General features: G+C 73.5%; 12 protein-coding genes. 1 reads left to right on the forward strand and 11 read right to left on the reverse strand.

Going from position 1 to position 15,355, the window contains the following annotated elements; all coding sequences use genetic code 11:
* Positions 1-36: 36 nt before the first annotated feature.
* From L1785_RS15060 to L1785_RS15090, 7 genes are all read right to left on the reverse strand, one after another.
* A complete protein-coding gene (locus L1785_RS15060) occupies positions 37-1,302 on the reverse strand; it encodes a cytochrome P450 (protein WP_236090093.1) in 1,266 nt (421 codons plus the stop codon).
* A complete protein-coding gene (locus L1785_RS15065) occupies positions 1,299-2,717 on the reverse strand; it encodes a cytochrome P450 family protein (protein ID WP_236090094.1) in 1,419 nt (472 codons plus the stop codon). The genes L1785_RS15060 and L1785_RS15065 overlap by 4 nt, the downstream gene beginning before the upstream one ends.
* Positions 2,718-2,743: 26 nt before the next feature.
* Positions 2,744-4,036, reverse strand: coding sequence for a cytochrome P450 family protein (locus L1785_RS15070; protein ID WP_236090095.1), 1,293 nt, complete (start codon positions 4,034-4,036; stop codon positions 2,744-2,746).
* On the reverse strand, positions 4,033-4,653 hold the full coding sequence (locus tag L1785_RS15075; protein ID WP_236090096.1) for a GTP-binding protein: 621 nt from the start codon (positions 4,651-4,653) through the stop codon (positions 4,033-4,035). The genes L1785_RS15070 and L1785_RS15075 overlap by 4 nt, the downstream gene beginning before the upstream one ends.
* Positions 4,634-4,984, reverse strand: coding sequence for a DUF742 domain-containing protein (locus tag L1785_RS15080; protein ID WP_236090097.1), 351 nt, complete (start codon positions 4,982-4,984; stop codon positions 4,634-4,636). The genes L1785_RS15075 and L1785_RS15080 overlap by 20 nt, the downstream gene beginning before the upstream one ends.
* A gap of 63 nt (positions 4,985-5,047) precedes the next feature.
* Positions 5,048-5,461: a roadblock/LC7 domain-containing protein gene (locus L1785_RS15085; RefSeq protein WP_236090098.1), complete on the reverse strand. Its 414-nt coding sequence runs from the start codon at positions 5,459-5,461 to the stop codon at positions 5,048-5,050.
* A complete protein-coding gene (locus L1785_RS15090) occupies positions 5,458-7,038 on the reverse strand; it encodes an ATP-binding protein (protein WP_236090099.1) in 1,581 nt (526 codons plus the stop codon). The genes L1785_RS15085 and L1785_RS15090 overlap by 4 nt, the downstream gene beginning before the upstream one ends.
* Positions 7,039-7,378: 340 nt before the next feature.
* Between L1785_RS15090 and L1785_RS15095 the strand changes: the two genes are divergently transcribed.
* Positions 7,379-9,553 (forward strand): prolyl oligopeptidase family serine peptidase, encoded by a 2,175-nt coding sequence (locus L1785_RS15095; RefSeq protein WP_236090100.1) that lies wholly within the window; start codon positions 7,379-7,381, stop codon positions 9,551-9,553.
* 74 nt (positions 9,554-9,627) lie between these two features.
* Here the strand turns inward: L1785_RS15095 and L1785_RS15100 are convergent, their stop codons facing one another.
* Genes L1785_RS15100 through L1785_RS15115 form a run of 4 tightly spaced genes read right to left on the reverse strand, consistent with a single transcriptional unit; the run spans position 9,628 to position 15,335 of the window.
* Positions 9,628-10,665 (reverse strand): uroporphyrinogen decarboxylase/cobalamine-independent methonine synthase family protein, encoded by a 1,038-nt coding sequence (locus L1785_RS15100; RefSeq protein WP_236090101.1) that lies wholly within the window; start codon positions 10,663-10,665, stop codon positions 9,628-9,630.
* A 48-nt stretch (positions 10,666-10,713) separates the two neighbouring features.
* On the reverse strand, positions 10,714-11,814 hold the full coding sequence (gene mnmA, locus L1785_RS15105) for a tRNA 2-thiouridine(34) synthase MnmA (RefSeq protein ID WP_236090102.1): 1,101 nt from the start codon (positions 11,812-11,814) through the stop codon (positions 10,714-10,716).
* Positions 11,811-13,064 (reverse strand): cysteine desulfurase family protein, encoded by a 1,254-nt coding sequence (locus tag L1785_RS15110; RefSeq protein ID WP_372461873.1) that lies wholly within the window; start codon positions 13,062-13,064, stop codon positions 11,811-11,813. Before L1785_RS15110 ends, mnmA begins: the two co-directional genes overlap by 4 nt.
* Positions 13,065-13,094: 30 nt before the next feature.
* Positions 13,095-15,335 carry a PhoX family protein gene (locus L1785_RS15115; RefSeq protein WP_236090103.1) on the reverse strand — a complete coding sequence of 747 codons (2,241 nt, stop codon included), beginning with the start codon at positions 15,333-15,335 and terminating at the stop codon, positions 13,095-13,097.
* Positions 15,336-15,355: the final 20 nt, after the last annotated feature.

Below are 15,355 nucleotides of genomic sequence, written 5' to 3' on the forward strand. Positions count from 1 at the left end.
ACATATCGCATTCATCATTGGACAAGCGACGGATCGTCACACCCCGTCCGGCCGACGTCGCACCCGCACGGCGCCCGACGTCGGCGTGAAGACCACCGGCATGACCGCGGGATACCGCGACCACGGCGACGGCGCCCACGCCACGTCCGGCTCGGCCGGCCGCAGGTCGAGCCGCTGCACGAGGCTCTCGACCGCGATCTTCACGATGAGGCGGCCGGCCCGCGGAGCCGGGCAGGCGTGCGGGCCGACGCCGAAGGAGACGTGCGAGCGGTTGCCCGTCTCGAACCACTCGTCCTCCGAGTGGACGCGCGGGTCGGCGTTCGCCGCGGCGACACCCATCACGAGGGCGTCGCCCTCGCGGATGAGCTTGCCGTCCAGCTCGCAGTCGGTCAGCGCGAACCGGGCCGGCAGGCTCGCGATCGGGGGCTCACGCCACAGGGTCTCGTCGAGCGCGTCGTCGAGCCCGCGGCGCGGGCCCGACACGCGGCCGGTGTAGCGCGGGTCGGTCATCATCAGGCGCAGCGCCGCCGCGATCCAGGACACGAGCATCTCGTTGGCGGCGCAGATCCCTACCACCATCGAGTGGACGATCTCCTCGTCGTCCTCGAAGTTCGGGTGCGCCACGAACACGCTCGTCAGGTCCTCCGTGGGGCGGGCGCGCCGCTCCGTGACATGCGCCAGGACGATCGCGTCCATCTCCGCCAGGCCGGTGACGGGGTCCCCGCCATGGCCGAAGATCTCGCCGACGCAGCGCAGCAGCGCCATGCCGTCCTGCTCCCGGAAGCCGAACATCCCGGCCGCCGACAGGAAGGACACGGCGACGGCGTACTCCGAGATGAGGTCCGCCCGTCCCCGCTCGCCGAACTGCTCGATGAGGCCGTTGCAGACCGCACGGACCATCGCGGCGGTGCGCTGCTCGTCGATCGAGGAGAAGGCGTCGTCGAGCGGGGCCCGCAGCCGCCGGTGCTCGGGGCCGTCCGAGTAGTAGGCGGCGCGCCGTCCGGTGGACAAGATGGAGCGCAGCCCCGAGTCCAGCGGCAGGATGCCGTCGTAGTACCAGCGCCAGTTCCTGGGGTCGCGGGAGAACAGACCCTCGTTGCGCATCACGTCGCACAGCTCGCGATGGCCCATGACCAGCCAGCCCGGGACGCCGGGCTCGAGGTCGACCGGTGCGACCTGGCCCCAGCGGGCATGCAGCTCGGCAAGCGCGGCGTGCATGTCCGCGGCGCCGGTCAGCGCGACGAGAGGCGTGCGTTCGGGGATGTCGGAGAGCTGGACGAGCGTGTCGTCGATCGCGGTCACAGGGGTTCCTTCGTCAGGTTCAGGTCCGTCGGCGGCGGCGCCACCGACGTCGGCCCGGTGGCCACCGCCCCCACCCCCTGCGGGCGGAACGTCACCGGAAGGCTCTTCGGGTACCTCGACCAGGGCCGGACCAGGAGCGGGAGCTCCTCGACCGGCACGGCGAGACGGAGATTCTCGAGACGGTGCAGCGCGGTCTCGACGGCCGTGCGGGCGATGAGCCGGCCGTGCCGAGGCGCCGGGCAGGCGTGCGCGCCGACGCCCCAGCCGAGATGGGCTCGGTTGCCCGACTCCTCCCACGGGTCGCCGGTATGCACGCTCGGGTCGTTGTTCGCACCCGAGAAGCTCAGCACGAGTGCGTCGCCCTTGCTGATCAGCCGGCCGCCGAGCACGCAGTCTGTGAGCGCGTACCGGCCCGGCATGTTGGCCATGGGCGGGTCGCGCCACAGGACCTCCTCGAGCGCGTCCTCCACGCCGAGCCGACCGCCGAGCACACGACCCGCGAAGCGGGCGTCCGCCAGCATGAGCCGCAGCGTGTTGGTCACCCACGCGATCGTGAGGTCGTGCCCGGCAGTGAAGACGAGCATCATCGACGCGACAACTTCGTCGTCGCCGTGCAGGTTCGGGTGGTGCACGAGGGTGCTGGCCAGGTCGCGCTCGGGCGTCTCGAGCCGCGAGTGCGCCACGTCGGCCATCATCCGCAGGAGCTGCAGGCGCGCCGGCTCCGCGGCCGGGCCGCCGCCGGTCATGGTCATGGTGAGCTCCATGAACTGCGCCTGCTGCATGCGGTCCAGCCCGACCATGCCGGCGACGGCCAGCAGCGGCACGACGTTCGCGTACTCGGCGACGAGGTCCGCCGACCCTCGGTCCGCGAACCGCTCGATGAGCGAGGTGCACATCTGCTGGATCATGTCGGCGGTCGAGTGCTCGTCGAGCTTCGCCAGCCCCTCGTCGAGCGGGGCGCGCAGCCGCCTGTGCTCGGTACCGTCGCTCCGGCTCGCGCTGTGCGGCTCCGGCGCCATCCTGGCGTGCAGGTGCGGGTCCTGTGCCGTGCGCCCCTCGCGGTGGACGGACCAGTTCGACGGGTCCGAGGAGAACCAGCGGTCGTTGCGGGACACGTCCCGCAGCTCGGAGTACCCGAGCACGAGCCAGGCGTTGATGCCGGGCTCCAGCTCGACGGGCGCGACGGCGCCCCACTGCTCGCGCAGCCGGGCGTAGGCGCCCTGCGGGTCACGGGTGTCGGTCGTCTCGACCAGGGCGGTCAGCCCGGTCAGGTCGGCGAGGCGGACCGGCTCGCCGGACCGGTCGTCCGGCTGCCCGGCGGGGGGCGCGACGTCGCGGCCCGCAGGCTCGTCCACGGGCAGCTCGTACCCGACCGCCTCCAGGTCGTGCCGCGTCGGCAGCTCGTTTCGCTCCATCGCGCGTCCTCTCCGTCCCGTCCCTCTCAGTACTGCTCGAACACCACCGGCCGTGCGTACCGGACCGGCAGGCTCACCGAGTGCCGCGTCCACGGTGTCGGGACCCGGCGCAGGGACTCCGCGGGGATCGCGAGCTCCAGGTCCTCGAACCGCGCGAGGGCCCGCTCGACGGCGATCCGCGCGATGAACCGCGCCGACCGCTCGGCCGGGCAGCGGTGCGGTCCCGCCCCCCAGGTCAGGTGCGCGCGGTTCCCCAGGCCCGCCCACGGGTCGTCGGCGACCGCCTGCTCCTGGGCGGCGTTCGCGGCGGCGATGCCCAGGACGACCGCGTCGCCCTGCGCTACCCGCAGGCCGCCGAGCTCGACGTCGTGCGTCGCGAAGCGGGGAGCGAGGTTGGTGCTCGGGGGCTCGCGCCAGAGCACCTCGTCGAGCGCGTCGTCCAGGCCGAGCCGGCCGCCCCGCACCCGGCCCGCGAACTCCGCGTCGGTGAGCACCAGCTCGAAGGTCTGCGCGATCCACGCGATCTCCATCTGGCAGCCCGAGATCAGCGTCATCGCGAGGGAGCTCGAGACCTCGACGTCGGTCTCCAGGTTGGGGTGCGCCACGAGCGCCTCGGTGAGGTCGCGCACCGGTCCCGGATCGTCGCGCAGCAGGATGGCCATGGCACGGTTGGTCCGGGCGCGTGCGGACAGCTCGACGAACGTCCTGTGGATCGCGCTCGCCGCGGGCCGGACGCCCGGACCACCGGCGAACACGGCCCGTACGTGCGGCAGCATCGACCGCGCGGCGTCCGGGCTCAGCCCGAGCATCGCGCCGACGGCGAGCACCGGCACGATCTCGGCGTACTCCCGGACGAGGTCCGCCTCGCCCCGGCTCACCAGGTCGTCGAGCAGGCTGTCGCACAGCGCGCGCAGCGCGCGGCCGACGGCGAGCTCGTCCAGGTTCGCGAAGCCGTCGTCGAGCGCCGCGCGCAGCCGCTCGCGGTGCTTGCCGTCGGTGAACATCGCGTTGTCGCGCGGGGCGAGGAACGCCGCCACCGGCGACGTCGCGGCGGCGATCCTGCCCTCCGCGAACCAGCGCCAGCTCCGCGTGTCCTTCGAGAAGACCGCCTCGTTGCGGAGCACCTCGACGATCTCCCGATAGCCCATCGCGAGCCACGCGGGCACGCCGGGCTCGAGCTCGACCGGGGCGACCGGACCCCACTCGAGGGCCAGGCGGCGGTACACCGCGCGCGGGTCTGCGGCGGCGGTCGCCTCGCCGAGGAGCACCAGCCCGGAGAGGTCCTCCAGGCGTGGGCTGCCCAGGTCGGCCTGCGTCACGCCAGGACCTTCTGGAACATCGGGAAGGTCAGCGCATGCTCGACGAGGGTGATCAGGGCGTTCACCGCCGACGTGCGGTCGCGCGCGTCGCACACGACGATCGGCGTCTGGGGCAGCAGGTCCAGAGCGGCGCGCAGGCGCTCGGCCGGGTACTTGGGCGCGTCCGGGAACTGGTTCACCACGACGGCGAACGGCGTCTTGGTGCGCAGCTCGAGCTGGTCGAGCACCTCGAAGCTGTCCTCGAGGTGGCGCGTGTCGATCATGACCAGGGCGCCCACGGCGCCGTCGGCCAGGCCGGACCACAGGTCCCAGAACCTGCGCTGGCCCGGCGTGCCGAACAGGTACAGCGCCATCTCCGGGCTCAGGGTGACCCGGCCGAAGTCCATCGCGACCGTGGTCGTGGTCTTGCCCTGCAGGCCGTCCACGGGGTCGACGCCCACGCTCGCGGTGGTGATCATCTCCTCGGTCCGCAGCGGCTCGATCTCGCTGACGGCGCCGATCAGCGTGGTCTTGCCCACGCCGAAGGCGCCCACGACGAGGACCTTGACCGAGCGCGTGATGGTCGGTGCGAGGTGCTGGCCCGGCTTGGAGGTCTGGTCAGAGGTTGCGGAGTCCATCGAGCACCTTCTCCAGGACGTCCCGGGGTGGCAGGACGTGCGCCTGATGGTTGGAACGGATCGTAAGGTGGCCCGTGTCGACGAGGTCGGAGACCATGACGGCGACGAGGCTGACCGGCATGGCCAGGTAGGCCGCGGCCTCGGCGAGCGCGAGCGTGCCCCTGCACAGCCGGAGCAGCTCCCGCTGCGGCCGGCTCAGCGTGGCGGGCACGGCCCGCCCGTCGACGGCGACGAGCAGCGTCTCGGGGCGCAGGGTGTTGCGCGTGGGGTGCGCCCTCCCCGAGGTCAGCACGTACGAGCGGACCGGGTGGTCGCGGTACTCCTCGGTCATGGCCTCATCTCCTCTCCCCGTTTGCGGATGGCAGGTCGCCCCTGAGCCGTCGTCGGCGTCATGTCACTGCGCGAGCTGCTCCGTCCCGAGGGTGCGCTCGCCGATCATCAGGACCTGTGCCTGCATCTGCTGGGCGATGAGCGCCGGATCGATCGTCGACTCGGTCACGACGGCGAGGCGCGAGCCGTCACCGGCTCCGCGCACGAAGAGGAAGCCCCCGTCGTACTCGACGATGACCTGACGGATCGAGTCGCCGGTGCCGAACTCGCGGCTCATGCCGATGCCCAGGGCCACCAGGCCGGCGCACGCCGCCGCGACCTTGTCGGCCACGTCGAGCGGGGTGTTGTCCGTGCGGACCTTCAGCAGACCGTCCGAGGTGAGCACCACGACGTGGCGGACTCCGCGCACGCCACGGATGAGCTCGAGCATCCAGCTGTTCTCGTCGGCCTGGGTCGTCGTGTCAGCCTGGGTGGTCATCGGTCCTCCGAAGTCTCGTCAGCGTCCGTCGCCGACGTGCTGTGTGATGCGTCCTCGAGCCGCCCGCTGTTGGTGCTGAAGAAGGCGCCCATCCACTGGCCGGCCTCCTCGGCACTCTGCGTCCGCGCGGGCCGGGCGGGAGGAGCCGGGTCGGCCGGCTGCTCCGCCTCGCCCCTCCGGGACCGCCGCTGGGGCAGCGCGGCCGGCTCGGGGAACTCGTCGTCGACCGGGCTGGTCCGCCCGGGCCGCAGGGGCGGCCGTTCGACACCGGCGACGGGCGTCTCGACGGGCGCCTCCGCCGGCCAGGCATCGTCGGTCAAAGGGTCTGTCGCTGCGGGCGGCTCCACGACGGAGACGGCGGTGCGGACGGCCGGGGTGGGCGCGGGCTCTGGTGCGGCCGGCACGGTGGGCACCGTCGGCACGCTCGCGGCGCGCGCGGCCGGCGACGGCACGGCACCCGCCAGCATGCCGGCCGGGACCAGCGCCTCCGTGAGCTCGGCCGGGATCATGACGATGGCACGCAGGCCGCCGTACACCGACTCCGTGATGTCCACGCGGAAGCCGTGCCGACGGGCGTACGTGCCCACCACGGCGAGGCCGGTCTGCGGGATCTCGCCCAGGTCGACGATGCTGACGGCCTTCTTGCCGGACGCGATGTCGCGGGCCTGGTCGAGCTGCTTCGTGTCGAGGCCGACGCCGCAGTCGTCGATCTCGACGACGGCGCCACGCTGGACCTGGCGCAGCGACACGAGCACCTGCGTCGTGGGCGGCGAGGACTGGGTCGCGTTCGCGAGGAGCTCCGACACGAGGTGGATCAGCGGCTCGACCACACGGGCGGAGACGGCGACCCCGGGGTCGCCGGAGACCTCCACGCGGTGGAAGGCGGTGATGCGGCCGGCGGCACCCTTGACGACGTCGGGCAGCGCCAGCGGCTCGTTCCACTGCTGGCCCGGCCACTCGCCGCACAGGGCGGCGAGGCTCTGGGCCTGTCGCGCCTGCTGGGCAGCCGCATGGTCGACGCGCATCGACGTCTGCAGGATGTCGGGGTCGGTGGGGTGGCGCTGCACCATGCGGGCCGCCTCTTCCTGGATGCGGTGGGCCGACGCCTGCACCTTGCGGCCGAGCGCGACGACCGCGACCTGGACGGCGTCCCGGCGGGCGAGTCGCTCGTCCTGCACGCGGGCGAGGGCGGTGGCTGCGGTGGACAGGCTGGTCCGGGCCGCGTCGTCGTCCACCTGCGGCAGCGGCGGCGCGGGCGTGCTGTCGAGGAACGCCGGCAGCTGCTCCTCGACCAGGGCGCGCAGGGCCACCCGGCGGGCGTCGGAACGGGCGTCGAGCTCACGCGCCGTCCGGGCGAGCTGCCGGTGCTCCTGCTGGTCCACAGCGGCGCTGCGTGCGGAGACGAGGGCGGCGGCCACCGCGAGCAGCACGGCTGCTATGCCGACCACCCACGCGATCCAGCCGGGGAAGGTGGTGCTGCTGTACAGCACGGGCGCCACCAGGACGTACGCGAGGACGCCGACGACGCTCACCCAGGGCGCGACCTGGCGTAACCCGCTCGGCGGAGTAGAAGACATCGAGCTCACCGAGCCGGTCCCCCCATGTGTGAGTCGTCGGAACCGCGTCCACGGTGCGGAATTGCCGTGAAGATCGCGCGAACTTCTCCGCGAACGCGACTGAACAGGGCGAATGACCCCTTCGGGATGGTTTTCTACCACAGGCGGCGCTCCGGGCGAAAGCCCTCACGATGTGGTAGGTGAAGGATCTTCAGCCCCGAAGATGGAGAATATTTCCCAAGAATTGGTCACCCGAGGTTATCCGAGGGCATTCGCTATTCGGCGACGGCGCGCCGGTCACTCGAGGGCCCGGCGGACCGACGCAGCGGGCGTCGCTCACCCGGCGCGTAGGGTGCTGGGCATGAGTGCCGAGCCCACCAGTGCGCCCACCACCCATCTCACGCCCGGGGCGAGCTCCGGCGTCGTGCCCACACCCCTCGACCCCGCCGTGCCGGACCCCTTCGCCTGGCTCGAGGACGTCGAGGGAGGCGAGTCGCTCGCGTGGGTGCGCGAGCGCAACGCCGGCTCCGCCGCCGCCCTGGGCGGCGAGCAGTTCGCGACGATCGAGCGGGAGGTGCGGGAAGTCCTCGACTCGGAGGCGAAGATCCCGCACGTCGCCAAGGTGGGCGACCACTACTACAACTTCTGGCAGGACGCCGCGCACGAGCGCGGGTTGTGGCGCCGCACCACGCTCGGCTCGTACCGCACCGACGACCCGGAGTGGGAGACCGTGCTCGACCTCGACGCGCTCGCCGCCGAGGAGGGCGAGTCCTGGGTGTGGCACGGGGCGAGCGTCCTGCGCCCGACCGAGGCGGAGCTCGCCGCGGGCGAGCCGTACCGCCGGGCGCTCGTGAGCCTGAGCCCCGGCGGGTCGGACAGCGACGTGACGCGCGAGCTCGACCTCGTCGAGAAGCGGTTCGTCCCCGAGAGCGAGGGCGGCTTCCGCCGCGAGCAGGCCAAGGGCGGGCTCGGCTGGCGCGACGCGGACTCGGTGTACGTCTTCACCGACTTCGGCCCGGGCACGCTCACCCCGTCCGGATACCCGCGGGTCGTCAAGCTCTGGCACCGCGGCACGCCGCTGGCCGAGGCGGCGACCGTGTACGAGGGCACCGACGAGGACATGTACATCGCGGCCCGGCGGTCGCGCACGCCCGGGTTCGAGCGCGACCTCGTCACCCGGTCGATCGCGTTCTACCGGAGCGAGACGTACCTGGTGACGGACCCGGGCACGCCGGAGCAGGTGCTCACGAAGATCGACGTGCCGCTGTCGGCCGAGGTCGGCCTGCACCGCGAGTGGCTGCTCGTCGAGCTCCGCGACGACTGGGAGGTGGCCGGGCGCACCTACCGCGCCGGATCCCTCCTCGCGGCGCCCTTCGACGACTTCCTCGCCGGCTCGCGAGACCTCACCGTCCTGTTCGCGCCCACGCCGACGACCTCCCTGGTCGGCGCCACGTGGACCCGGCACCACCTGGTCGTCAACGTCCTCGAGGACGTCCAGAACCGGCTCCACGTGCTCACCCCGCCCGAGCTGCCCGCCGGAGGCCCCTGGACCCGCAGCGAGCTACCGCTCGGCGGCGACCTCCTCTCCGTCGGCGTCGGCGCCGTCGACCCGGTCGGCACCGACGACGTCTGGGTCGTGACCACCGGCTACCTGACGCCGTCCACGCTGGGGCTCGCGACCGGCGTCGGACACGACCCGCAGGTGGAGGCGCTCAAGCGGGCCCCGGCCTTCTTCGAGGCCGAGGGCCTCGTCGCCCGGCAGCACTTCGCGGTGTCCGACGACGGCACGCGCGTCCCGTACTTCGTCGTCGGCCGGGCGGAGCTCGTGTCGGGCGAGGCCGGCCCCGCGCCGACCCTGCTGTGGGGGTACGGCGGCTTCGAGCACCCGATCCTTCCGGGGTACTCGGGCACCGTCGGGCGCGCGTGGCTCGCGCGCGGCGGCGTGTACGCCGTCGCCAACATCCGCGGCGGCGGTGAGTACGGGCCGGCGTGGCACCAGGCCGCCCTGCGGGAGAAGCGGCACAAGGCCTACGAGGACTTCGCCGCCGTCGCGCGCGACCTCGTGGCGCGGGGCATCACCTCGCCGTCACGGCTGGGGATGGAGGGCCGGTCGAACGGCGGGCTGCTCGCCGGCAACATGCTGACCCGGTACGCGGATCTGTTCGGGGCCGTCATCGTGGGCGTGCCGCTGCTCGACATGAAGCGGTACTCGCACCTGCTCGCCGGCGCGTCCTGGATGGCGGAGTACGGCGACCCGGACACCGACGACTGGGAGTTCCTCCGGGACTACTCCCCGTACCACCTGTACGCCGCCGAGCGGGAGTATCCGCCGGTCCTGTTCACCACGTCGACCAAGGACGACCGCGTGCACCCCGGCCACGCCCGCAAGATGGCCGCGCTCATGCTCGACGCGGGCAAGGACGTGACCTACTACGAGAACATCGAGGGCGGGCACGGCGGCGCGGCGAACAACGCTCAGGCGGCGCACATGGCGGCGACGCACTGGACCTTCCTCTGGCAGCGCCTGGGTCGCTGATCGGTGCGGGGACATCTGGTCGAGGTAGTCGGTTCGTCCGACGGATCGACCATCTCGGCGGAGGTGTCGGCCGGTCAGGCCGTCGCGCGTTCAGCGAGCGCCTCCGCCACGCGGCCCAGGTTCCCGATCTCGGCGCGGTGATCGTCCACGGAGCCGAGCCGCTGGCGGGGAGCGGCGAGCAGGGTCACGGCGTCGAGGTCCGCGGCGGGCAGCCCGACCCGGCGCCAGGGCTCGCCCACGAGCGACACGAGCTCGCCCAGAGCCGGGCCCGCGCACTGCGACACCCTGACCGGCGGCAGCCCCGCCCACAGGCCCATGCCACGCTCGACGGCGCGGGCCACGAGCTCCCACGCGCGCTCGTTCCAGCCGCCGGGGCCGAGCGCGGCGACGTCGAGCCCGAGCGCGTCGGCCCCGGCGAGGGCGACGGGCGGGACGCCCACCCACGTCGCGCCGAGGTGCACCACGGAGCGCGCGCCGACGTCGCGGACGGCGGCGAGCACCGGCTCCAGACCCTCGACGATCTCCGGGCCGCGCACCGCGCGCAGCCGGGAGTACCCGGAGAACGTCGGCAGCACCCCGGCGTGCACCTGCCCCAGCAGCGGCTCCGCGAGCTGGACGACGAGCTCCGCCCCGGGCACCTGCTCGCGCACCTCCGCGACGAGCCGTCGCACGCCCTCGGCGAGCGCGAGGGCGAGGTCGTGCCGGGCGCCGGCGTCCCCCAGGACGCGGTCGCCGCGCAGGGACCACAGCTCGGCCGCGAGCGTCCACGGACCCGTGACCTCGACCGTCAGCCGACCCTCGTACCCGTAGGCCGCGATCGCGAGGGCACCGAGGTCCTCGCGGCGGAACGTGTCGGCCCGCCGCTCGTCCATGCCCGCGCGGTCCGTCAGCTTCCAGCCGTGCGGCCCGAGCTCCACCGGCATCCCGGTGAGCAGCGCCGCCGACCGCCCGATCGCGTCCGCACCCGGGCCGCGCTCCGGGAGCTGCACCAGGAACGGCAGCGCGTCGACCCCGGTCGGCACCTCGGAGAGGTCACCGAGCACCACCTGCTGCGCCTCGAGGACGTCACGCTCGTCGCCGGGCCAGGGCCCGTGCCCGCTGACCGTCGTCATCTCTCTCCCTCCACCGTCATGCCGCACACGCTAGTCCCGGCACGACGGTCAGCCGGCGACCCGGCCCCGCCACGCGCGCGAGACCGTCGCCTGGCCGAGCACCCGTGTGCCGCGGTACACGACCACCGACTGCCCGGCCGCCACGCCCCGCAGCAGCTCGCCCGTCAGCTCGACCTCCAGCCCGTCGGGCACCGCCCGGACCCGCGCGGGGACCGGACTGCCGTGCGCGCGCACCTGGATCTCGGCGTCGAACCAGCCGTCGTCGGGCAGCGCGCCCGAGAACCAGACGGCCCTGTCACCCGCGATCCTGTCCACGCTCAGGAGCTCGCCGGGTCCGACCACGACGGTGTTCGTCGTCGGCTGCACGTCCACGACGTACCGCGGGCGGCCGTCGGCGGCAGGGCGACCGAGGGCGAGGCCCTTGCGCTGGCCCACGGTGTAGGCGTAGGCGCCGTCGTGCTCGCCGACGACGTTGCCGTCCGTGTCGACGACCGCGCCCGGCCGCGACCCGAGGCGGGAGCGCAGGAAGCCGCGGGTGTCGCCGTCGGCCACGAAGCAGATGTCGTAGGAGTCGGGCTTGGCGGAGACGGACAGGCCGCGGCGGGCGGCCTCGGCCCGCACCTCGTCCTTGGACGCGTACCCGCCGAGCGGGAACACGGCGCGCGCGAGCCGCTCGGGCCCCATGACGGCCAGCACGTACGACTGGTCCTTGGCCTCGTTGGGCGACCGGTGCAGCTCAGGCCCGTGCGGCGCGTCGACGACCCGCGCGTAGTGCCCGGTCGCGACGGCGTCGAACCCGAGGGCCGTCGCCTTGTCGAGCAGCGCCTCGAACTTGATGTGCTCGTTGCAGCGCACGCACGGGTTGGGGGTGCGGCCGGCCTCGTACTCGGCGAGGAAGTCGGAGACCACGGTGTCCTCGAAGCGCTCGGACAGGTCCCAGACGTAGTACGGGATGCCCAGGACGTCGGCCGCGCGGCGTGCGTCGCCCGCGTCCTCGATGGAGCAGCAGCCGCGCGAACCGGTGCGGAACTGGTCGCGGTTCCGGGACAGCGCCATGTGGACGCCGACCACCTCGTGACCGGCCTCCACGGCGAGCGCCGCCGCGACCGCCGAGTCCACGCCGCCGGACATCGCTGCCAGGACCCTCACGCGGCACCACCCATCGTGCGACCGGACACCAGTCCAGCGGCCTGGGCGCGGGCGACGACCCCCGGCAGCGCGGCCGCGAGCCGGTCCACGTCCGCCTGCGTGGAGGTCGCGCCGAGGGAGAAGCGCAGCGCGCCGCGGGCCTCGGCCTCGGGCACGCCCATCGCGAGCAGCACGTGCGACGGCTGCGGGACACCCGCCTGGCAGGCCGACCCGGTGGACGCCTGGACGCCCGCGGAGTCCAGGAGGTAGAGCAGCGAGTCGCCCTCGGCGCCGGGGAAGGTGAAGTGCGCGTTGCCGGGCAGGCGGTCGCCCGACGCGGGGTCAGGGCCGCGCAGGACCGCGCCCGGCGCGGCCTGGCGGACCTGCTCGACGAGCCGGTCCCGCAGGGCGGCGAGGCGGGGCGCCCGCTCCGGCAGCGCGGCGACGGTCTCCTCGAGCGCGACGGCGAACGCGACGATGGCGGCGCCGTCCAGCGTGCCCGACCGCACCCCGCGCTCCTGCCCGCCTCCGTGCAGCACGGCCTCGAGCGCGAGGTCGCGGCGCGCGACGAGCGCTCCCACGCCGACGGGCCCGCCCACCTTGTGCCCCGTCACCGTCATCGCGTCGACTCCCGATGCGGCGAAGTCGACCTCGACCTGCCCCACCGCCTGCACGGCGTCCGTGTGCACGGGGATGCCGTACGGCCGCGCCGCGCGCACCACCTCGCGCACCGGCTGCAGCGTGCCGACCTCGTTGTTCGCCCACATCACGGAGATCAGCGCGACCTCGTCGGCGTGCTCGGCCAGCTCCGCGCGCAGGGTGTCCACGTCGACGCGACCGTCGCCGTCGACCGGCAGGAGCACGATCTCCGCGCCCGCGTGACCCGCCATCCAGAACGCCGGGTCGAGCACGGCATGGTGCTCGACGGCGGAGACGAGGATGCGGGTGCGGCGCGTGTCCTGGGTGCGACGGCCCCAGAACATCCCCTTGATCGCCAGGTTGTCGGACTCCGTGCCGCCGGCGGTGAAGATCACCTCGCTGGGGCGGGCACCGAGCGCGCGGGCCACCGTCTCGCGGGACTCCTCCACGGCACGCCGGGCCGCCCGGCCCGCCGAGTGCAGCGACGATGCGTTGCCCGTGCGCTGCGCCTCCCCCACGAACGCGGCGAGCGCCGCGGGCGACATGGGAGTCGTCGCCGCGTGGTCGAGGTAGGCGCCGGCGGGCTCGGCCACGGGGGCCGAGGTGCCGGGCAGGGGCGGTGTCACGGTCATCAAGTCTACGAACGCCGCGGGGATGCCCGTTCATCCCGGGGGCGGGGGGTGGGGGGCGGCGGGGGGGGGGGCCCCGCGGGGCCCCCCCCCCGCGCCCCCCGGGTACGGCGACGGGCCGGGGCCCGTCCAGGTGCCCGGCTGCGGGGCGTTCGAGGTCTTGAAGACCTGGACCGTCGACGGGCGCGGGCCGCGGAACGCGCCCGCGGGGACCGTCTCGTCCGCGGAGAGGTAGTCGGGGAAGAACGACGTCGGCGCCGCGAAGGTGCCGTCGTCACCCGGGTGCTGCACGTTGACGTAGACCATCTCGTCCCGCGAGTCGACGAGCGGGCCGCAGGTCTCCGCGTTCGCCGGCACCGACAGGAACTGCTGCACGTGGCCGCGCTCGGAGCCGGTGAGCGGCACCTTGAACAGGCCGTCGCACTTCTGGATCGAGGACGGCTGGCCGTCGGTCGAGATCCAGAGGTTGCCCTCGGCGTCGAAGGCGAGGTTGTCCGGGCAGGAGATCGGCGAGACCTTGTCCGCCGGGAACCCGGAGAAATACGTGGAGCCGTTCACCGACGGGTCGCCGGCCACGAGCAGCAGGTTCCACGTGAACGTGGTGGCGAGCTGGTCGCCGCCGTCCTCGATGATCTCGACCACGTGGCCGTCGCGGTTGGTGTTGCGCGGGTTGGCCTCGTCGGCCGCACCACGGGAGCCACCGCGCGAGGAGTTGTTGGTGCACGCCACGTAGATGCGGCCCGTCACCGGGTTGGGCTCCACGTCCTCCGGGCGGTCCATCTTGGTGGCGCCCACCGCGTCGCCCGCGAGGCGCGTGAAGACGAGCACCTCCTCGAGCGTCATGCCCTGGACCTGCGACACACCGTCCTTGACCAGGGCCACCCACTCGCCGGTGCCGTCGAACGACCCGTCGGACGGCACGGCGCCCGTGCCGTCGATCTCGCCCGCGGAGTTCCCGTGGAACCGCGCCACGTACAGGTCGCCCTCCGACAGGAGCGTCTTGTTGTGGGCGCGCGCCTCGGCGGTGCTGCCCTCACGCATGGTGCCGGCCGAGACGAACTTGTAGACGTAGTCGAAGACCTCGTCGTCGCCCATGTAGGCCACGGCGCGCCTGCCGGCCGACAGGATGACGTTCGCGCCCTCGTGCTTCAGGCGGCCCATCGCCGTGTGCTTCACCGGGGCGGCCGAGGGGTCGTAGGGGTCGAGCTCCACGATCCAGCCGAAGCGGCGGCACTCGTTCTCGTAGCCCGCGTTGTTGCCGTTGAAGCGCGGGTCGTCGTTCTCCCAGCCGTAGGTCGTGGCGGAGTTGCGCAGGCCGTAGCGGGCGTCGCGCGGGTCCTTGCCGTTCACGCGCAGGTAGCCGTTGAAGTTCTCCTCGCCGGAGACCACGGTTCCCCACGGGGTGGTGCCGCCGGCGCAGTTGTTGAGCGTGCCGAGGACGCGCGTGCCGGTCGGGTCCGCGACGGTCTGCAGCAGGTACGACCCGGCTGCCGGGCCGTCGATCACGAACTCGGTGCCCAGGTGCAGGCGGCGGTTCAGCGGGCTGATCCGCGAGTACGACCACGGCTTGCCCTTGCCCTCGCGGCGGACCTCGACCACGGACATGCCGTGGGCGGCGCGCTCGATCGCGCGCTTCGTCGGCGCGTCGTAGGACACGTCGAACATGATGCCCGGGTTGGTGTACTCGTGGTTGCTCACGAGGATGCCCCGCGTGCCGCGGCCCGGACCCCTGCCGGACTGCCAGCCGCGGGCCTGGCAGTGCGCCGGGTCGGCCGGGAGGATGTCCAGGTAGTCCACGTTGTAGCCGAACTGGAGCGCCTGCTGCTCCGGCGACTGGGTGCGCGGGTCGAACGCGCGGCCGCCCGGGAGGATCGGGTCGCCCCAGCGGATGATCGGGCTCCAGGAGTAGCCCTCGGGCACCACGAGCGCGTCGGTCACGGCCGGCTGCGACGCGATCGGGCCGAACGCGAGGCCCTTCGACTCGCCTGGCCAGGCGGCGCCGAGCGGCGCGGCGGCGGACGCGGCGGCGGACGGCGCGCCGGCCACCTGCGAGCCGATCACCACGGCGGCCGTGGCGGCGCCGATGCCGCCCAGCATCGCCCGGCGGGACAGGGCGGCGCTCGCCACGTCACGGAAGTATTCGTTGGCGGACTGGTTGGAGGCCGGATGCGAGCACGCGTCGGCACACTTGAGGCGGCACGTCACCGGGCTGCGCTTGCCGCGCGCATACGGCGCCAGCTCGAGCAGCGGGCGCGGATCTGGGGCGATCGTCATCGGAGGACTCCGGTTCTGCC

The organism is Antribacter soli, assembly GCF_021568775.1.
Classification (GTDB): Bacteria; Actinomycetota; Actinomycetes; order Actinomycetales; family Cellulomonadaceae; genus Antribacter; species Antribacter soli.